The sequence below is a fragment of the Streptomyces sp. NPDC050548 genome (genome assembly GCF_044457385.1).
Taxonomy (GTDB): domain Bacteria; phylum Actinomycetota; class Actinomycetes; order Streptomycetales; family Streptomycetaceae; genus Streptomyces.
Genome location: NZ_JBITGV010000013.1, coordinates 190,731 through 210,389, shown reverse-complemented (window position 1 = coordinate 210,389; position 19,659 = coordinate 190,731). Strand labels below are relative to the sequence as shown.

14 protein-coding genes are annotated in these 19,659 nt (G+C 70.2%); 4 read left to right on the top strand and 10 right to left on the bottom strand.

The genetic code is table 11. The features are described 5' to 3' along the window. Window positions 1-75: 75 nt before the first annotated feature. Genes ACIBJH_RS32015 through ACIBJH_RS32005 form a run of 3 tightly spaced genes read left to right on the top strand, consistent with a single transcriptional unit; the run spans window position 76 to window position 3,202 of the window. A complete protein-coding gene (locus ACIBJH_RS32015) occupies window positions 76-978 on the top strand; it encodes a carbohydrate ABC transporter permease (RefSeq protein WP_399120382.1) in 903 nt (300 codons plus the stop codon). Further along, window positions 975-2,222 carry a 6-phospho-beta-glucosidase gene (locus ACIBJH_RS32010; RefSeq protein WP_399120381.1) on the top strand — a complete coding sequence of 416 codons (1,248 nt, stop codon included), beginning with the start codon at window positions 975-977 and terminating at the stop codon, window positions 2,220-2,222. The genes ACIBJH_RS32015 and ACIBJH_RS32010 overlap by 4 nt, the downstream gene beginning before the upstream one ends. Then, entirely contained in the window at window positions 2,222-3,202 is a 981-nt protein-coding gene (locus ACIBJH_RS32005) for an N-acetylglucosamine kinase (protein ID WP_399120380.1), read from the top strand. Before ACIBJH_RS32010 ends, ACIBJH_RS32005 begins: the two co-directional genes overlap by 1 nt. A 4-nt stretch (window positions 3,203-3,206) precedes the next feature. Here the strand turns inward: ACIBJH_RS32005 and ACIBJH_RS32000 are convergent, their stop codons facing one another. Continuing rightward, entirely contained in the window at window positions 3,207-3,977 is a 771-nt protein-coding gene (locus ACIBJH_RS32000; protein ID WP_399120379.1) for an Atu4866 domain-containing protein, read from the bottom strand. Window positions 3,978-4,086: 109 nt separating this feature from the next. Next, a complete protein-coding gene (locus ACIBJH_RS31995; RefSeq protein WP_399120378.1) occupies window positions 4,087-5,949 on the bottom strand; it encodes a glycoside hydrolase family 76 protein in 1,863 nt (620 codons plus the stop codon). Window positions 5,950-6,289: 340 nt separating this feature from the next. Here ACIBJH_RS31995 and ACIBJH_RS31990 point away from each other — a divergent pair, with 340 nt between their 5' ends. Next, window positions 6,290-9,172 carry an MGH1-like glycoside hydrolase domain-containing protein gene (locus ACIBJH_RS31990; RefSeq protein WP_399120377.1) on the top strand — a complete coding sequence of 961 codons (2,883 nt, stop codon included), beginning with the start codon at window positions 6,290-6,292 and terminating at the stop codon, window positions 9,170-9,172. A 12-nt stretch (window positions 9,173-9,184) separates the two neighbouring features. On the opposite strand, the gene ACIBJH_RS31985 is transcribed toward ACIBJH_RS31990, so the two are convergent. From ACIBJH_RS31985 to ACIBJH_RS31950, 8 genes are all read right to left on the bottom strand, one after another. Then, complete coding sequence (locus tag ACIBJH_RS31985) at window positions 9,185-11,119, bottom strand: glycoside hydrolase family 9 protein (protein ID WP_399120376.1); 1,935 nt, start codon at window positions 11,117-11,119, stop codon at window positions 9,185-9,187. Beyond that, window positions 11,116-12,414, bottom strand: coding sequence for a sensor histidine kinase (locus ACIBJH_RS31980; protein WP_399120375.1), 1,299 nt, complete (start codon window positions 12,412-12,414; stop codon window positions 11,116-11,118). The genes ACIBJH_RS31985 and ACIBJH_RS31980 overlap by 4 nt, the downstream gene beginning before the upstream one ends. Continuing rightward, the gene (locus ACIBJH_RS31975; RefSeq protein ID WP_399120374.1) at window positions 12,411-13,076 is read right to left on the bottom strand and encodes a winged helix-turn-helix domain-containing protein; all 666 of its coding nucleotides are present in this window, start codon (window positions 13,074-13,076) and stop codon (window positions 12,411-12,413) included. The genes ACIBJH_RS31980 and ACIBJH_RS31975 overlap by 4 nt, the downstream gene beginning before the upstream one ends. 251 nt (window positions 13,077-13,327) lie before the next feature. Further along, the gene (locus ACIBJH_RS31970) at window positions 13,328-14,779 is read right to left on the bottom strand and encodes a cellulose binding domain-containing protein (protein WP_399120373.1); all 1,452 of its coding nucleotides are present in this window, start codon (window positions 14,777-14,779) and stop codon (window positions 13,328-13,330) included. Between the two features lie 87 nt (window positions 14,780-14,866). Further along, window positions 14,867-16,399, bottom strand: coding sequence for a beta-N-acetylhexosaminidase (locus ACIBJH_RS31965; protein ID WP_399120372.1), 1,533 nt, complete (start codon window positions 16,397-16,399; stop codon window positions 14,867-14,869). Between the two features lie 43 nt (window positions 16,400-16,442). Next, window positions 16,443-17,282 carry a carbohydrate ABC transporter permease gene (locus ACIBJH_RS31960; protein WP_399120371.1) on the bottom strand — a complete coding sequence of 280 codons (840 nt, stop codon included), beginning with the start codon at window positions 17,280-17,282 and terminating at the stop codon, window positions 16,443-16,445. After that, window positions 17,279-18,268 (bottom strand): carbohydrate ABC transporter permease, encoded by a 990-nt coding sequence (locus ACIBJH_RS31955; RefSeq protein ID WP_399120370.1) that lies wholly within the window; start codon window positions 18,266-18,268, stop codon window positions 17,279-17,281. The genes ACIBJH_RS31960 and ACIBJH_RS31955 overlap by 4 nt, the downstream gene beginning before the upstream one ends. A 29-nt stretch (window positions 18,269-18,297) precedes the next feature. Continuing rightward, entirely contained in the window at window positions 18,298-19,563 is a 1,266-nt protein-coding gene (locus tag ACIBJH_RS31950; RefSeq protein WP_399120476.1) for an extracellular solute-binding protein, read from the bottom strand. Between the last annotated feature and the right edge of the window lie 96 nt (window positions 19,564-19,659).

Here is a 19,659-nt window from a genome sequence, read left to right as displayed (position 1 = left end):
CACGACGGCAAGGGACTTGATCCTGCGCGAAGTCGCCCCGGCAGCAAGGGACTTGGTCACCGAGGAGCCGCCGCGATGACGACGACCTACGCCCCGGCCCCCGCCCGGCAGACCCGCGCCGCATCACCCCACCAGGCCGCACGCGGCCGGGCGAGCCGGCGGCGCAAGCTGGTCTGGATCGCCGAACACGCCGTCGCCGTCGGCCTGGCCTGCGCCTTCATCGGCCCGATCGTGTTCATCTTCCTGACCTCCGTCATGACCGACGGACAGTCCCTCACCACCAACCTGTGGCCCCACCACTGGCAGTGGTCCAACTACCGCACCGTCTTCGCCACCGCACCCGTCGGCACCTGGCTGCTCAACACCGTGCTCTACGCGGTCGCCGCCACCGCCGCCACCCTGCTCTCCAGCGTCCCCATCGCCTACGCGCTGGCCCGGCTCCGCTTCAAGGGCCGCAACACCGCGTTCCTCTGCGTCATCACCATGATGATGCTGCCGCCCCAAGTCCTCGTCATCCCCATGTACTTGATGTGGGCCAGGCTCCATCTCACCGGCACCATCTGGCCGTTGGTCCTCCCCTCCCTGTTCGGCGACGCCTTCTCGGTGTTCCTGCTGCGCCAGTTCCTGCTCACCGTCCCCGAGGACTACCTCAACGCGGCCCGCATCGACGGCTGCGGCGAACTGCGCGTACTCACCCGGGTGGTGCTGCCGATGATGCGCCCCGCGCTCGTCGCGGTCGGCCTGTTCTCCTTCTTCAACGCCTGGAACGACTACTACGGGCCCCTCATCTACACCGGCGAGACGCCCGCCCACTGGACCCTTGCCCTGGGCCTGGCCACCTTCAAGACCTCCCACGCGGTGCAGTGGAACCTCACCATGGCCGCGACCCTCATCGCGATGGCGCCGGTGATCATCGTCTTCTTCTTCGCGCAAAAGGCCTTCATCGAGGGCGTCACACTGACAGGAGTCAAAGGTTGAAGATCACCGTTGTCGGCGGCGGATCCACGTACACCCCCGAACTGGTCGACGGATTCGCCCGGTTGGGACTGCCCGTCACCGAGATCGCCCTCGTCGATCCCGACCCCGAACGGCTCGACGTCGTCGCCCCGTTCGCCCGCCGCATCCTGGCCCGCCAGGGCAGCCCCGCGAAGATCACCACCACCGCCGACCCGGACGCCGGCATCGACGGCACCGACGCCGTCCTCTTCCAGCTCCGCATCGGCGGCCAGGCCGCCCGCCACATCGACGAGACCCTCCCGCACGAGTGCGGCTGCATCGGTCAAGAGACCACCGGAGCAGGGGGGTTGGCCAAGGCGCTGCGCACCGTACCCGTCGTCCTCGACCTCGCCGAACGGGTCGCCAAGCGCGCCCCGAACGCCTGGATCGTCGACTTCACCAACCCGGTCGGCATCGTCACCCGCGCCCTCCTCGACGCCGGCCACAAGGCGGTCGGCCTGTGCAACGTCGCCATCGGCTTCCAGCGCACCTTCGCCGACTGGCTCGGCGTCGACCACGAGCGGATCACCCTCGACCACGTCGGCCTCAACCACCTGACCTGGGAACGGAGCGTACGGCTCGACGGCGTCGACGTCCTGCCGCGACTCCTCGACGAACACGGCCAGGCTCTCGCCGACCGGCTGCGCATGCCCCTCGACGTGGTCCGCCGCCTCGGCGTCGTCCCCTCCTACTACCTGCGCTACTACTACGCCCACGACGAGGTCCTCCGCGAACAGCTCGCCGAACCCTCCCGCGCCGAGCAAGTCACCGCCATGGAGGGCGAGTTGCTGAAGATGTACGCGGACCCCGCCCTCACCGAGAAACCGGCCCTCCTCGACAGGCGTGGCGGCGCCTACTACTCCGAGGCCGCCGTCCAACTGGTGCACGCCCTCACCACCGACACCGGTGACGTCCGCGTCGCCAACGTCCGCAACAACGGCACCCTGCCCTTCCTCCCCGACGACGCCGTCATCGAGGTCCCCTCCCGCATCGGCGCGCACGGCGCAACTCCCTTGCCTGTCAACGCCGTAGAGCCGCTGTTCGCCGGACTCGTCGCGCACGTGACGGCGTACGAGGAACTCGCCCTGGAAGCCGCCCTGCACGGCGGGGTCGACCGGGTCGCGACCGCCCTGCTCGCGCACCCCCTGATCGGACAGGTCTCCGTCGCCGAGGAGTTGGCGGCGAAACTTGTCGCCGCCAATCGCCAACACCTGTGGTGGGCCTGATGAGTTCGGGTCTGCTGCTGGCCGTCGACGGCGGCAACTCCAAGACCGACCTCGCCGTACTGACCACCGGCGGTACGATCCTGGGTCGCGCCCGGGGCGGCGGATTCCGCCCGCAGGCGGTGGGCCTCGACGCGGCCATGGACGTACTGGCCGCGCTGCGCGCCGAGGCCATGGCGGCGGCGGGTGTCGGGGCCGACACCGTGGTGGACGGCATCACCGCCTTCCTCGCCGGCGCCGATCTGCCGCACGAGGTCAAGGCGTTGCGTGAGGCCGTCGGCGCCCGCCGCTGGGCCGTCACCCAGCGCGTCGACAACGACTCCTACGCCGTCCTGCGCGCCGGGGCCGGCCGGCCCTGGGGCGTCGCCGTGGTCTGTGGCACCGGCATCAACTGCGTCGGCGTCGCCCCCGACGGCCGTACCACCGGCTTCGCCGCGCTCGGCCGGATCTCCGGGGACTGGGGCGGCGGCATCGACATGGGCAGCTCGGCGCTGTGGCACGCGGCCAGGTCGGAGGACGGCCGGGGCCCGCGAACCGCCCTGCACACGATGGTAGTTGACCACTTCGGCCTCGCCACGGTCGCCGACGTCACCGCCGCCCTCCACAGCGGCGACCTGCCCGCACTCCGCCTGAGCGAACTCTGCCCGGCGGTCTTCGCGGCCCGCGACGACGGCGACGGCATCGCGACCGAACTGGTCGAACGCCTCGCGGCGGAGATAGCGAGAATGGCCCTGACGGTCCTGTGCCGACTCCAGCTCGCCACCGCCCCGGAGCCCGAAGTGGTCCTCGGCGGCAGCGTGTTGGCCGCCGGCCACCGGTCTCTCCTCGACGACGTCGAACAGCGGCTCAGGGCAGCGGTCCCGGGCGTCCGCCCGGTGGTGTGCACCCAACCGCCTTTGCTCGGTGCCGCGTTGGCGGCCCTGGACCTCCACCCACGAGCGGACTCGGGAGCGGAGGCCCGACTCCGCGCCGGGTTCCAGTGATCCGCTACGACCGGGAGCGCGCCCCGAGCCGCATCGCGTACCCCGCGTGGTGCAGCTCGTCGGCCCGGAACTCGCCGAAGGCCCAGAAGCCGAGGTCGTCGAGGTAGTCGATGCGGTCGCCGTCGATCCAGTAGCGGCCCTCGTAGGCGTGCGGACGGCCACCGCGGGTCTCGTCGTAGCGGCCTCCGGCGGTCAACTCCTGGTTCAGGAAGTCGTTCTCGTCGATCCAGACGCCGACGCGCGGGCTGCCGGTCAGGTCCTGGGCGGCCGGGATGCCCGCCTCGGGCGCGGTGGCCCGGCCGGGTACGTCGGTACCGGACCAGAGGACCGGCCTCCCGTTCGCCACGAGGGCGCGGACCTCCTCCGGCCGGGTCAGCAGCGTGGCCACCGCACCCGCCGCGTCGGGGGCGAGTTCATCCGGTACGACGAGCAGGTCACCGGTGTTCCCGGGCGTCAACGTCGCAACGTACTCGGAGCGTTGGCCGCGCCCGCCGACCAGGGCGACCGTGTCCACGACGGCCGGCACCACCGTCATGCCGGTGCAGTCGACGACGATGGCGTTGTCGTCCTGCGCCGCGGTGACGATGCCCGGGCCGACGCCCACGAGCAGGGCGCCGACGAGCAGGACGTCGGCGCCGGTCAGGGTGCCGATCAACGGGTCCAGGGTCAGGACGCGGGCGTTGGTGAACAGGACGGGACGGCCAGCGCCGTTCGTGACGATCTCGTCGAAGGATGGACCGTTCCAGGTCACGGAATCCGTGTGGGTGGTGCTCATCGCCTGCTCCTCAAGTGGGTGACACCTTCGTGGCAAGCCTGGTCGCGTCCGAAGGACGCAACCAGGCCGCCGTTACCCCAGGTGTCCCGCACCCACCCTGCGCGCCGGCTCAGCCCGCGGCGGCGGTCAGCGCCCCGAGCGCGCTGGCCTGGGTCCGCCAGTCGGTCTGGTTCGGGCTGGTGCCCGCCCAGCGTTCACCGAGCGCGTTGAGCGTGGACCGGTCCTGCGCCCACAGCGTGTCGGCCTGTTTCTGGATGTAGGCGCGATAGGTGCTGGAGCCGGTCACGTTCGCGAGGTCGGCGAAGTTCCGCATGAAGATGCCCTTGAACTGCTTCTGGTTGTCGTCGCAGGACGCCGAGCCGACATCGCAGGACTCGGTGAGCACCCCGCCGACGGTCAGCTGCGAACTGCTGATCGCGGCGTTCGCCAGGGTCCGCGCGGTGGTCAGGAACGAACTGTCCCCGGTTGTCCTCCACAGCTCGGTGAAGCCGCCGATGGCCAGTCCTTGGTTGTAACTCCACACGGTGGACCCGTTGTTGGCGCAGGACGAGGACAGTCCGTCGTTGACCAGACCCGAGGAGTTGATCATCCCGCTCGCTTTGTACCAGGCGGCCGAGGTCTTCGCCCGCTGCAGCCACACGGTGTCACCCGCGATGCGTTGGTGCAGCGCGGTGGTCAGCCACAGGTACTGCCCGTTGGTCACCGCGTTCTTGTAGGTCTTCTCCCGGTCCCACCACACACCGCCGCCGCAGGTGCTCGTGTCCCAGTACTGCTGCACGTAGTTGGCGATGGTGACGGCCTCGTTGAGATAGCGCGCGTCGTGCGTGTAGTCGTACGCGTCGATCCACGCGATCGCCCACCAGCCCGAGTCGTCGATGGACCGGCTGATGAAGTCCCCCTCGATCGCGTCCGAACTGCGTGTCCCGGCCGGGAAGACGCCCTTGTTCTGGTCGAAGGTGCGGGCGATGATCCAGTCGTAGTCGTGCGTGCCGGTGGTCTTCGCGAAGTCGATGACGGACGTGAGGGTGGCCGCCGAGTTCCACCAACTGCTGGGCCACCAGCCGTTGTAGGGGTCGTACGACGTCATCAGCGCGTCCGCCGCCGCGCGCGCTCGGGTCGGCACGGGCCGGTACCAAGCGGTGCAGCTGCCCTCGTTGTGGCTCGCCTCCCGCCCACAGGCGCGAACCGCGCCGCCGTAGAGGAGACCGCGCGGATCGCGGGTGGCGTACATCGTGGTGCGGGTGGTGGTGGCCCCGGACGGGGTGCTGGTACGGCCGAGGGAGGAGCCGTCCGGCCAGGTCGCGCCGCCGTCCCAGGACCGGTCCAACCAGATCTCGTCACCAGTCCCGCCCGTGTCGATGCTCGCCCAGGCCATGGAGTTCTTCTGATCCACGTGCAGCCGGATCGTGCGGCCGTACAGGGTGGTCGACGGCACCGGCTGGTCGTCGCCGGTCGCCTGGCCCGCGCTCGTGCCGTCGCACACGGTGTCGCAGACGGTGGGGTAGACCCAGTTCGTGCAGCCCACGCCGGCCGCGTCGCCGCAGGCCCGGACCAGGCCGCGCTTGTGGTTGCGCGGGTCGGTGATGTTGTACATCAGCGTCCTGGTACCGGTCCAAGTGCTCGGGATGCTCGCCTTGCCGAGCAGTCCGTCCCAGGTGGCGCCGCCGTCCCAGGACCGGTCCAACCAGACCGCGTCACCGGTCGAGCCGTTGTCGATACTGGCCCACGCCATGTCGTCCGCGTCGGAGACATGGAGCTGCACCCGCCGGCCGTTGAGCGTCTTGTCCGGCACTGGAAACGTTTCCTGTTTTGCCTGCGAAGGGTCCAGCGTGTCGCAGGCCAGGACGCACACCTGCGTCGCGGCGGACGCCGGCGCCGCGGCCGGGACGAGCGCCACGAACGCGAGGGCGGCCGTCAGGAGAAAGCTGAGGAACCGTGGTCTGACAACGATGTCGAAGCCATGTAGGGGCACCGGAAACTCGCCTCGATTTCACGATGGGGGACGCCGGGTGTGAATGGATTCAGCTCTGGATCAAAGGTCCATACCTCTACCCGTACTCGACGCAGTGAACCGGCTTGGTGCGGCCCTGTCAATGTCGTAAGGTGCGCTTTTTACCTGGGAGTTGAAGGCTTCCGCGATGGGTTGACACCCGCTCTCCCGGCGCCCATCATCGGTGCGAACTTCGGCGAGTCATCTCGCGCACCCGTCGCTCCTCAAACTCCGGGCTCCTGTGTTCGATCTAATTGAATCGATTCACCTGTCTGGTTGTCCGGTTGGGCGACTGGTTCCCCCACCGATCCGGGAGGCACTCATGCGCCGTCGCAGGCCAGCGCTGAACCGAAAGCCCAGACCAGGGCGCCTAGTTGGGCTCACCGTGGTGGTGGCCGCCGCGCTGGCCGTAGCCCCGGCGCTGTCCGCCGGGGCGGCACCGACGGCCGTGACAGCCGCCCCCAAGGCGGCACTTGACGCCGTGAACTACTCGCCGACCTCGCGCACCCTCAAGCCGACGGCCGTCTACCGCACCTCCGGGAGCGTCGCGAACCCGACCAACGTGCTGAACGGGACGGCGACCCGGATCTCCGGTTCGCAGTCGGCCATCACGCTCGACTTCGGGAAGGAGGTCGGCGGCTTGGTAACGTTGTCATTCGGCAGCACCAGCTCCAGCGGCCAACGCGTCGGCCTGGCCTTCAGCGAGTCGTCCCTGTACGTGGGCAACAACAGCGACCGCAGCAGTGGCCGCGACGGCGAGGACGGCGCCCTCTACACCACGCCCTCCGCCAACGGCACGTACACTGTGCCCACCGCCCAACTCCGGGGCGGCTTCCGCTACTTGACCGTGTTCCTGGACAGCTCGGGCTGGGTGGACCTCAAGGGCGTCAGCCTCAACTTCACCGCGGCCCCGGGGAAGTCCAACCCGGCCGACTACGCCAACTACTTCACCTCCAGCGACGAGTTGCTCAACCGCATCTGGTACGCCGGGGCGTACACCGTGCAGTTGAACACCATCGCCTCCAACCAGGGCCGCGCCTGGCCGCCGCCCTCCTCGGCGTGGGACAACAGCGCCACTGTCGGCGTGGGCGACTCCGTCCTGGTCGACGGGGCGAAGCGCGACCGCACGGTGTGGCCCGGCGACATGGGCATCGCCGTCCCCACGCAGTACGCGTACTCGAACGACCTCACCTCGACCCGCAACGCGCTCACCACGATGTACAACGCGCAGTCGTCGGCAGGTGAAATCCCCTGGTCCGGGCCGCCGTTCAACCTCACCGGCTCGGACACGTACCACACCTGGACGCTGCTGGGGACGTCCACGTACTACACGTACACCGACGACCAGTCGTGGCTGGACTCCGAATGGTCCAACTACAAGCGGGGGATGGCCTTCATCACCAACAAGATCGACGGCAACAACCTGCTCAACGTGACCCGCACCCAGGACTGGGCCAGGGTCGGCCAGGGCGGCGAGAACATCTCCGCCAACGCGCTGCTGTACGGCGCCCTCAGGGGCGGCGCGAGCCTCGCCACGGTCGAGGGAGACAGCGCGCTCGCCGCGAGCTGGAACAGCAAGGCCGACGCCATCAAGGCCGCGGCCAACTCCCGGCTGTGGGACGCCTCCAAGGGCATGTACAAGGACAACCCGACCAGCGGCCTCTACCCGCAGGACGGCAACTCCCTTGCCGTCTGGTACGGGTTGAGCGACTCCACGGCCAAGTCGAAGAGCATCATCGCGGGGCTCGGCAACAACTGGGGCATCTACGGCCCGACCACGCCCGAATGGGGCGGCAACGTCTCGCCGTTCGCCGGCGGCATGGAGCTGAACGCCCGCTTCACCGCCAACGACGACTACACCGCCCTGGACCAGATCCGCCGCACCTGGGGCCACATGCTCGACAGCGACATCGGCACCAAGAGCACGTTCTGGGAGGGCATCCAGTCCGACGGCGGCCTCGCGTACGGCGGTTCGTTCATGAGCCTGGCCCACGGCTGGTCCACCGCGCCCACCTCGACGCTCACCTTCGACGTGCTCGGCACCGCGCCCGAGTCGGCGACCGGCGCCTACCGCTTCGTCCCGCACCCCGGCGACCTGACCAGTGCCCAGGGCCGTATCACCATGCCCCAGGGCGCGATCAACGCCTCCTGGTCCCGGAACGCGTCGGCCGGCACCTACTCGGCCACCCTCTCCAGCCCGTCCGGCAGCACCGGCCGGATCGGCGTCCCGAAGCTCGCCGGCAACATCACGGTGACCGTGAACGGCGCGACCGTCTGGAGCAACGGAACCTTCACACCCACCTCCGGCATCACCGGCGGCAGCCAGGACGACACCTACGTCTACCTCACCGGCGTCGCCCCCGGCAGCTACACCGTCTCCGCCACCGGCCTCGGCAACCCGGCACCGCCCACCGAACCCGGCACCGGCGCCCTGCGCGCGGGCTACATCCGGTGCGCGGGCGAGGGCGGCACCTGCTCCTTCAGCGGCACCCGCTCGGTGGCCTACGGCGCCGGGACGTACACGTACAAGACCGTGACCAGCAGCACCGCCTGCTCCAACGACTCCTTCGGCGGCGACCCGGCCGCGAACCTCGTCAAGTCCTGCTACGTCGCCGACGCGGGCGGCCCGCCCGGCTACACCGCCTGCGCGGCCGAGGGCGGCACCTGCTCCGTGCCCGGCTACAACCGTGACGTCGCCTACGGAGCCAACGGCAACTTCGTCCACCAGGTCACCAACGGCTCCGTGGACTGTTCCAACGCCCACTTCGGCGATCCCATCGACGGTGTCGCCAAGTCCTGCTATCTGCCGCCCGCAGGCGCCCCGGCCGGTGGCTGGACCAAGTGCGCCGACCAGAACGGGACTTGTGCGGCGGTGGCGGGACAGCCGGTGATGTACGGCGCCTACGGAGCGTTCACCACGGCCACCGCGACCGGCGACACCGCGTGCACCGACGCCACGTTCGGCGACCCCATCTCCGGTGAGTCGAAGGCCTGTTACACCGCGACCGGCGGCCCGGTCGGCTACGCCACCAACTGCTCGGCGGAAGGCGGCACTTGCTCCTTCAGCGGACAGCAGACCGTCGCCTACGGCGCCCGGGGCCGCTTCCTCTACAAGACCTTCAGCGGCGGTACGAGCTGCACGACGGCCGCCTTCGGTTCCGACCCGCTCCCGAACGTGAGCAAGTCCTGCTACCTCACGTCCTGACCTGGACCGGTCCTAGTGGCCTTCGTCCTGCGCCGTCAGGGCGAAGGCCAGCAGGGCCGTCGTGGTGAAGTCGAGCGAGGGTTCCACCGTCTGCCAGGCGCCCACGTCGTCCACGTACCGCGAACCCTTGCCGTCGAAGTCGGTCCAGGCTCCGCTCGGCGGGCCGGCGGTGCACTTCTTCATGGTCGAGAAGCCGTTCAAGTCGGTGAGTTTGTCCGCCGCGTTGGGGCCGTTGACCACCGCGCCGCGCAGGATCGCGCCCTTCCCGTCGAGGCTGCCGCGCAGGTTGGCCAACTGGTGTTCCGGGCAGTGTGGATAGACCTCACCTGCGCCGATCATGAAGCTGGTGCCCCACGGGTTGGCGCCGAGAGCCCAGCCCCGCTGCCGCCCCGCGAAGGCCGCGAAGCGGGTGTCCCCGGTCGCCTCGGCGTAGAGCTGAGCGGTGGCCACCAGCCCGAAGGTGTGCGGTACGGCGTCGAAGTCGTCGTAGACCGCACCGGCGCCGAACGGATCGTGCCCGGCCCGCTCGACCCCGTCCTCCAACTGTCGGCGCAGGTCCTTGTACAGGTCCTCGGCCCCGACGCCGTTATTGCTGGAACGGTCCAAGGCGGTGGCCAGATCGACATGTGCCAGGGTGCTGACGTCCGCGACGTTGAGGGTGCCCTTGACGTCGGAATCCAGGTAGGAGCGGGCCCAGCGGGCGGCGTCGGCCGTCCAGTCGTTCTCCCGGTCATCGCTCAACTCCCTTGCTGCCAGGGCAAGTTCGGCTCCAGCGAACTCCAGGTCGTCCTGCCAGGAGTCCTCGGGGTAGAAGCCGCTGGGGAACGCGGTGACGAGCGGCTTGTCGGGGTCCGGGTCGGTGTCGGCCTGGTCGTAGACGGCGGCGGCCTTCTCCAGCCACTCCCGGGCCAGGTCCGGGTCGGAGTCGGCCGTGCGCTGCGCGGCGAGGGCGAAGACCGCCGCCACCCGTCCCGCCAGACTCGGAGTGATCGGCTCGCCCGGCGCGTTGGCCCGGAACACCGGCCGGTGCTTGATCGTGTAGTCCGGGTCGCCGGGCGACACATCGAGCCGGTCGTCGGCCTCCGGCAGCCGCCACACGTCGTGGTCCGTGCGCACGTTGTCGTTGCCCGCGCCGATGCCGACCTGGGCGTAGAGCGTCCCGGTGTCCCCGTCCCACATCCGGTCCAGCCACGACAGACCGTGGTCGGCCTCGGCGGACAGTGCGGGCATGACGGTCGGCAAGCCCCGTTCGGCGAGCAGGAGTTCGGCGGTCGAGTAGGAGGTGGTGCCGGTGAACTTCAGGAAGTCGCCCGCGTCGAACCAGCCGCCCGAGGCGTCGACCGTGTCACCGGTCGGGGTCAGTTGCTCGTCGAGCAGCTCCTCGCCCGCCTCGTCGTAGTGCGGGTCGGCGTAGACGGTCGCGTGCTCGTCGGCGAGATGGGACGGGCCGTGCTTGAGGATTCCGGGCAGTACGTCGGCTCCGTCGCGCTGGGCCTGGAGGAAGCGGACGTTGTCCCGGACCAACGGGGTCATCAGCTCGCTAGCGTCGGCGATCCGGAAGGCGGGGGAGCGGCCGGCGGCGGTGCCGGTCAGGACGACGCGGTAGGTGCCGGGGGTGTTCAGCGCGGAGAGGTCGACGGTGCGCACGGACGGGTACTTGGCGTTCCAGTGGCCGGTGACGGCGCCGAGCCGGCCCGCCGTGACCACCCTGTCCTTGTCCTTCGCGTCGACGACCTTGAAGCGCGCCCCCGCGAGCGCCTTCGTGGGTCCCATGACGTAGGCCCGCTTCGTCTCGCCGCGCGCATAGCCGACCTGGTCGACCCGGACGACCGCCTCGGCGGCGGGCGGCGCGCTCGTCGTGTCGTACACGTTGAGGGCGACGAGGACGGCGCCGAGGGCCGTGGCGGCGGTGCTGACCAGTAGTACAGGGCTGCGCAGTGCGTTCATGCGCCCACGGTGCCGGGGCCTTCATGAGATGACGATGAGGACGCCCGGGCCGGGTCCGCCGGCAGCCGGAGTTCGGCGAGCAGGCCGCCGCCGGGAGCGTCCGTGAGGCGGGCCGTGCCGTGATGCAGACCGGCGACCCAGCGGACGATGGCGAGGCCCGCGCCCGTACCTGGACCGGTCCCGGAGACCCCGCGTGCGAACACGCGCTCGCGGTCCGCGAGCGGTACGCCGTCTCCGTGGTCGCGGACCGTGACCAGCCCCGGCGTGACGCTGACCTCCACCGGCGAACCGGCCGGGCCGCCATGCCGCTGGGCGTTCTCCACCAGATTCCGTACCGCCTGCGCCAGCAGGTCGGGATCGCCGCGGACCACCACCGGCTCGGCCGTCACCGTCACGCTCTGGTGGTCCGGCAACTCCTCGACCGTGGTCTCCACCAACTGGTCAAGGCGCAACGGCACCAGCTCGACCCGCTGCGCCCCGGACTCCAGCCGGGCCCTGGCGAGCAGCCCGGTGACCAGCCGGCTCAGCCGGTCCACGAGCCGTAGCGCCTCGTCGGAGGAGCCGCCGCGCTCGACGGTGAGCCGCAGGGTCGCCAGCGGGGTGCGGAGCTCGTGCGCGGCCTCGGCCAGGAACTGTTCCTGCTGGTCGAGACCGCGCAGGGCCGGGCGCATGGCCCGCCCGGACAGCAGATGCCCGACGGCCGCCGCGCAGCACACCAGCGCCGTGCAGCCGAGGGCCAGCCAGCGCACCAGGAGGTCGTGGTCGCGGTCGCTGCGCGCCAGTTCCGTCCCGACCAGCACGGCCGCGCCGATCCGGTCGCCGTCCCAGACCGGCGCCGCCGCCCACCGCAGCCGCCCGCCCTTGGTGGCGGAGGCGCTGACTTGGACCGTTCCCTGCTCGTCCAGGACGCTGTGCCAGACCTCGTCCAACTGGTCCGCGTCGGGCAGCGACGACCGTCCGGGTACGACGTTCCGCAAGGTCGGCTTCTTCCCGGGCGCCGCCTGCAGGACGGCCAACGCCTGTGCGCCCTGGGCGAGTTCGTCCTCGCGCAGCGGCTCCAGGTGCAGCACGCCCGCGTCGAACCAGACCGCCCGCGACAGCCCCGCCGCGCGGTTGCCCACCTCGTGGTCGAGGCCGGAGCGGCGGGAGGCGGCGTCGATACGGATCGCGACGACGGCGAGCACGACGAGACAGGCCGCGGTCGTCGAGGCGAAGAGGAGCGTCATCATTCGGCGGGTGCGCCGCAGCCGGGCCACCGCAGGCGACGGGTCCGGCGCCTCGGTCCGGGGCCTCACGCCTCGCCGCCCAGCCGGTAGCCGACGCCGCGCACCGTCCCGATCGGGTCGGGCGGCCCGAGGCGTCTGCGCAACTGCCCGATCAGGACGTCCACCACATTGGACATCGGCTCGCTCGCCTCGTCCCAGCAGCTCTCGATCAGCTCGCTGCGCGTGACAACCTCGCCCGCCCGCAGCATCAGCAGTTCAAGGACCGCGAACTCCTTGGCCGAGAGGCTGAGCAGCACTCCGGCCCTGGTCACCCGGCGGCGCGGCAGATCGATCTCCAGGTCGCCCGCCCGCACCAGCGAGGGCCGCGCGGGCTGCTCCCTGCGGCACAACGCCCTTACCCGTACGACGAGTTCGGCGAAGGCGAACGGCTTCACCAGGTAGTCGTCCGCGCCGTGCTCGAAGCCGGCCACGCGGTCGCTCACCGCGTCCAGCGCGGTCAGCAGCAGGAAGGGCAGCACCGATCCCGCCCGGCGCCGCGCGGCGAGCAGCGTGAGGGAGTCGCCGTCCGGGACCGAGCGGTCGGCCACGACACAGTCGTAGCGATTGACGGACAGCTTGAGATCGGCCTCGGCCAGCGTCCGCGCGAGGTCGACCGCGAACCCCGCACCCCGCAGCTGAGCTGCGACGACGAGCCCCAGCTCAAGATCGTCCTCCAGGACCAATACGCGCATGGCCCGGAGCTTAGGCGACGGCGGGGGGGGGGGGGGGGGGGGGGGGGGGGGGGGGGGGGGGGGGGCGGGCGCCGCCCCCCCCCCCCCCCGGGGGGGGCGGGGCGGCGGGGGGGGGGGGGGGGGGGGGGGGGGGGCGGGCCCCGGCCCTCCACCCACACTCTCACACCGCTTGGCGGCGCCGGCGCCGCGGCCCCCCCCCCCCCCCCCCCCCCCCCCCCCCCCCCCCCCCCCCCCCCGCCGTGCTCCCGTGGTCAACTGCTGGGCACGGTGTCCTCGAACGTGGTGCCCGTGCCCCGGTAGGCCGCCACCTTCGCGGCGACCTGCGCCGGGGTGAGGACCTGGTCCTTGACGTGCAGGACGTAGTCGACCTGCTCGTCGTAGGCGCGCGCGGTGGAGCTGGTGAGGCCGCCGAAGTCGATCAGCCACTGGTTGAAGTTGATCGACATCGGCCGTTCCGGGAGGTACGCGGCGTCGTGGGTGCCGAAGAGCTGGCCGTCGATGTAGTACTTGATGCTGCTGTTGTCGATGGTCAGCACCAGGTCGTGCCAGCCGTTGTAGCTCTGCCGGCCCTCGGTGTGCTGGTTGACCGCCACCCACGGGTCGGCCTGGTAGGTCTCCCAGGACGTCGTGTAGAGGATGTCGGACGACTCGCCCCAGCCGCCGTTGGGGAGGTACTCGAAGTCGTACTCGGAGTAGTCGTCCGCCATCGGCGCCGTCAGGTCGTTGATGGTGAAGAACGTCTGCACGAGGTGGTCGCCGTCCGGGCCGGTCTTGGGCGCGTCGTTGAACTTGACCCGGGCCGCGTAGGTGCCGTTCTTGAACTTCCTCGCGTTGGTGACGACTTCGGTCTGCTTGGTGCTCTCGCCGGTTCCCGAGGTCGACGTCTCCAGGTTCATGACGGAGTTGCCGCTCGTGGTGGCGAAGGTGACCTTGTCGGGCGCCCAGGTGGCGCCGGACACCCCGGGACCGCCGGAGGTCGAGCGCACGTTCCAGCCGTGCGCCGAGATCTTCGGGTCGTTGTAGGCGCTGTAGTTGAAGTCGTCGAACAGGGTGGCGCCGGTGGCCGGGGGGTCGGTCGGCGGGTCGGTGGGCGGGTTCGTCGGGTCGTTGCCGGCGGGAGCCGTGCCCCAGAGGGTGGTGCCGGACAGCTGTGCCGTGACCTTGGACCAGTCGGCGTACGACGTCTGCGAGGCGCCGAAGGAGTAGTCGTCGCTCTGGTTCAGGGTCTGCCAGGTCGACTGGTAGAACCGCAGCTGCATGTCACTGGTGTCGGCGCCCGGCGCGAGGGTCCCGGCGCCCGAGGTGAAGCCGATCTCCAGGTAACGGTCCGCCGTGGCCGTCGGGTTGGCGAGGGTGCCGAAGGTGCCCGTGATGTTGGCGCAGCCCTTGACCGCCCAGGAACACGCGAAGCGGTAACTCGCGCTCGCCGAGTCCGCCTTGAAGTAGTAGCGGATCTTGACGTTCGCCAACTGCACTGTGGTGGAGCCGGTGTTCTTCACCTTGAACCAGGGCTCGGACTGGTCGGCGGTGGCACCCGTGGCGCTCGTGCGGTACTGGACGCTCAGCCCGTCGCCGGCCGCGCTCGCGGTGGACGGCATGGCGGTGAGGGCGGCGGCGCCCAGGGCCACCGCCACGGCGGCGGAGGCGGCGGCGCGCAGCCTGGTCTTCGCGAACCTCGTGTCGTGTCTCGGGTCGAGTCTCATGTCGTGCCTCTCCAGAAGGTGGGGTGATTCCGGAACGGGACAGATCAAGGGGCGGTACGGGAGGGGGCATTGGCGGTGCAGGTCGGGTCAGGGGTGGTACTGGACGTCGAGCGCGTCGAGCCGGGCCGTGTGCCCGTCGAGCCGGGCGCGGAAGTCGTCCCAGTCGGTTGGACCGCTCCAAGCGCGGTCGGCCAGAGCGCACAGGCGGGGATAGGTGAGGTACTCGACGCGCTCGGGCGTCGTGACGAACTCGGTCCACAACTGGGCCTGGGTGCCCAGCACTTGACGGGCCGCCGGAGCGTCCGCGTCCTCGGGGACGGGGTCGTGGGAGTGCACGGTCCGCAGATCGACGACCTTGCCGGGCTGCGCCGGGGGTTCACGCGGGTCCTCGGACTGGGCGTAGTCGAGGTAGGTCGCCCGGTGATAGGCGCTCACCACCTGGTGGCCGCGCCGGGCCGCCGTCAGGGTGTGTGCCGCGTCGCGCCAGGTCATCACCGTGAAGTCCAGGGGCAGTTCGGCCCCTGTCTCGGCCCAGCCGACCGGGCGTCGCCCGTGCCGCACGAGGAACTCGCCGATCCGCCCGAGGAACCAGCCGTGCAGCGCGGCGGGACTCGACAGGCCCTGCGCCACCGCCCGTTCGCGCGCGGCGGCACTGTGCGTCCACTCGGCGGTGGGGCACTCCTCGCCGCCGACGTGGATGTACGGCGAGGGGAAGACGTCCATGACCTCGTCGAGGACGGTACGGCAGAAGTCGAGGACCTCGTCGTGGACGCCGAGGACGGTGTCGCACACGCCCCAGCGGGTCCAGACGTCGAGGCTGCGCTCCGGCTGGTTGCCCAGCTCGGGACAGGCGGCCAGGGCGGCCCGGACGTGGCCGGGCATCTCTATCTCCGGCATCACGGTCACTCCGCGGGCGGCGGCGTAGGCGACCAGGTCGGCGAGTTCGGCCCGCGTGTACGACCCTCCGTGCGGGACTCCGTCGTACAAGTCGCTTCCGGCAGGCCCCTGTTGGGACTCCGCGCGGTGGCCGCCGATCTCGGTGAGCTTGGGGTAGGCGGCCACCGGCATGCGCCAGCCCTGGTCGTCCGTGAGGTGCAGGTGGAACACGCCGATCTTGTGCAGGGCCAACAGGTCGACGTATCGGCGGAGATAGGGGACGGGCTGGAAGTGGCGGGCCACGTCGAGCATCGCGCCGCGCCAGGGGTGCCGGGGGAGGTCGGTGATCTCGACGCACGGCAGCAGCCACTCCGTGTCGCGCTGCGGGCGCGCCGACAGGGCCTGCGGGGGCAGGAGTTGACGGATCGTCTGGATTCCGCGCAGCAGTCCGGTGAGGTGCGCGGCGCGCAGCAGGACGGCGTGCGGGGCGACGGTGAGGCCGTAGCCCTCGTCGCCGAGACCGGCCAGGCCGGGGTCGAGCGTCAGGGTCAACTGCCCGTCGGGGGACGCCTCCAGGGGCAGTCCGGTGGCGGGGGCGAGCAGGGTGCGCAGCAGGTCCGCGGCCGGTTCGGCGCCCGCGCCGATGTGCAGCGCGGTGTCGGTGTCGAGGGTGAAGTGCCCCGGCCGGAGTGCGGACTTGGTGGGTCGGGGGACGAGGGTGAGCACGGAACGCTGTGCGGGCATGGATCGTCTCCGGGACGGGGGCGTGTGGGGGTGGTGCGGAGGGTCAGCCCTTGACCGCGCCGGCCGCGAAGCCGGAGGTGACATGGCGCTGGAGCAGCAGGAAGATCACAAGTGCCGGTGCCGCGAAGAGAGTTGACGCCGCCATGGTGGCGCCCCAGTCGGTGCCGAAGACGTTCTGGAACGAGGACAGCCACACGGGCAGCGTGCGGTGGTCCTGCTGCTTGATGATCAGGAAGTTGGCGTAGGTGAACTCGTTCCAGGCCGTGATGTAGCCGAACAGCGAGGTGGCCATCAGGCCCGGCGCGAGCAGCGGGAACGCGATGCGCCGGAACGCGCCGAACCGGGTGCAGCCGTCGACCTGCGCGGACTCCTCCAGCTCCGGGGGAATCGTGCCGATGAAACCGCGCAGCACGATGATCGTGAACGGCAGCGTCATCATGAAGTAGACGAGCGTCAGCGTCGGCAGCCGGTCCAGCATGTCGGTGTCGCGGGAGATGATGTACACCGGGATGATCAGTGACTCCCAGGGCGCCATCTGCGCGATGAACACCATCAGCATGAACTGCCGGCGCCCTTTCCAGTTCATCCGGGCGACCGCGTAGGCCGAGCCGAGCGCGATGACGAGGGCGAGCAGCACCGCGCTCAGCGTGACGAGGACGCTGTTGCGCCAGAACAGTCCGAAACCGGCGGCGCCGACGGCCGTACGGAAGTGGTCGAGGGTCCAACTCGCGGGAATGATGCGGGGGTTGTCGGACTGGATGTCGCGGGTCGGGGTGAACGCGGTCGCGACCATCCAGTACACCGGGAACAGGCACACCAGGACCGTGAGGACGGCGGCGGCGTTCAGGGGCAGACGGCGGATCCGGGGCCGGGTGGTGCTCATGCGAGCTCGTCCTCCTGGCGGAACATCTGACGGAAGTAGAAGACCAGCACGCCCGACATCAGCACCACGGTGACCATGGAGGCCGCCGAACCGAGGTCGTAGCGCTGGTGGGAGAGCGCGGTCTGCACCGCGTACACGGGCAGGATCGTGGTGGCGTCGCCGGGTCCGCCGTTGGTCATCACCCAGATCTGCACGAACGCCTTGAACGTCCAGATCACTTCGAGGGAGAACACCAGCAGGAAGATCGGCCGGATCATCGGGAAGGTGACCGAGCGGAAGATCCGTGGCCCCGACGCGCCGTCGATGCGCGCCGACTCGTACAGCTCGACGGGGACGGTGGTGAGGGCCGAGTACAGCGTGATCGCCGCGAAGGGCACGGACTGCCACACCACGAGCGCTACGACGATTGCGAAGGCGGCCGGTCCGTGCGCGAACCAGGGATAGCGGTCGAAGGACTCGAACCCCAGCCCGGTCAGCACCTCGTTGACGATCCCGAACTCCGAGTGGAACAGCCACTGGAACACCGTCGTCGCCGAGATCACCGGCATCGCCCAGGTCAGCACCAGCGCGCTGAGGACCGTGGTCCGCCCGAACCGGCCGAGCCGCTCGACCATGAGCGCGACCAGCGTGGACAGCGTCATGATCAGTACGACGTTGATCGCCATGAAGAGGAACGTGCGCCGTACGACCTCCCAGAAGGCGCTGTCGCCCAGCAGCGTCCGGTAGTTCCGGAGGCCGACGAACTTCGCGTGCCCCAGGATGAGTTGGCGCAGTCCGAAGTCCTGCAGCGAGATCACCACGGCACGGATCAGCGGATACACCAGCAGATAGAGCGTGCCGAGCACGGCGGGCGCGATCAGGAGGTACGGCCAGATTCCCCGGCCTGGGGACTTCGACGGGCGGGGCGATCCCGTGTCGGAGGTCCCCGGGCGCGGTCCGGGGCCGAGCAAGGGACGGGAAGCGATCTGCTCTCGGACGGTCGACACGGCGCTCCTCTTTCCGGTCAACGGGCGCTTCAGGAGCCGGAGTTCATCGCCGCGGTGATGGCCTCGGACGCGGTGGCGGCCTTCTTCTGGATGTCGCCGCCGGTGAGCACGGCCGTCATGTAGTCCTTGATCGGGTTCTTCGCCTCGACGGCGGCCCAGCCCGGGGTGTTGGGCGTGGCGTGGCCCTGCGCGGCGCCGACCGCCATGGCCGCGGCGCCCGGGTCGGAGGCGACGGCGGAGGCCAGGGTGGTCTTGTTCGGGACGTAGCTCATGGCGAGCGCGAGCTTCTTCTGCCAGGTGTCGCCGGTGAGTTCCTTGATGAACGTGTAGGCCGCGTCCTGTTTGGTGGACGCCGTCGGGATGACCAGGTCGGAGCCGCCGGTGAAGACCGCGCCGGGCGTCGCTGCGGTCTTGCCCGGGATCGGGAAGAAGCCCAACTTGCCCTTCAGGGCGGGGTTGTTCTGGACGACGACGTTGGCGCCGCCCGGAGTCGAGACGACCTGGGCGACCTTCCCCTTGGCCATGACGTCGGCCTGCGGCGGGTTGGCCTCGTCGGAGTCCTTGGGGCCCTTGCCGAGGGCCTGCAACTTCTCGTAGAACTGCATGCCGCGGATCGCCGCCGGGGTGTCCAGCGCGCCCTTCCATTTGCCGCCGGACTGGGTGGCGAGGTCGCCGCCCTCGTCCCAGATGAAGCCGGAGAGGGTGTACCAGTTCTGGCCGGGCAGGTAAATGCCCTGTGTGCCACCGGAGTTGAGTTTCTTGGTGGCGGCGATCCACTGGTCCCGGGTCTTGATGGCGGACGCGTCGACGCCGGCCTGCTTGAAGAGGTCGGTGCGGTAGATGACGACGCGGTTGGCGGCGTAGTACGGGATGCCGTACTGCTTGCCGTCGTAGGCGCCCGGCTCGGCGAGGCCCTTGAGCCAGGTCTTCCCGCCGAGGTCGTCGACCTTGTCGCTGAGGTCGAGCAGCCCGCCGCTCTGCGCGAACTGGGCGACCTGGGTGTTGCCGGTCTCGATGACGTCCGGTGCGTCGTTGCTGGCCAGGGCGGCGGTGACCTTCTCGCCGATGCCGTCCCACTCCTGGATCTGCACCTTGACCTTGATGTCCGGGTGGGCGGCCTCGAAGCCCTTGACGAACTCGTTCTGGAACGCGGCGGAGACGCTGTCGCGCATCAGCCAGACGTCGATGGTGGTGTTTCCCCCGGAGCCTTTGGAACTGCCGTCGGAGGTATCGGAAGAGCTGCTGCAGGCGCTCAGCCCTGCTGTCATCACGAGCACGGACACGCCGGCGAACATACGGAGCTGCACGGTTCACCCCTGGAGGACATGAACTGACCACCTGACCAGTGAAGCCCACTGGACAGCTCACCTCTCGATGTGGGGACGAAGGTG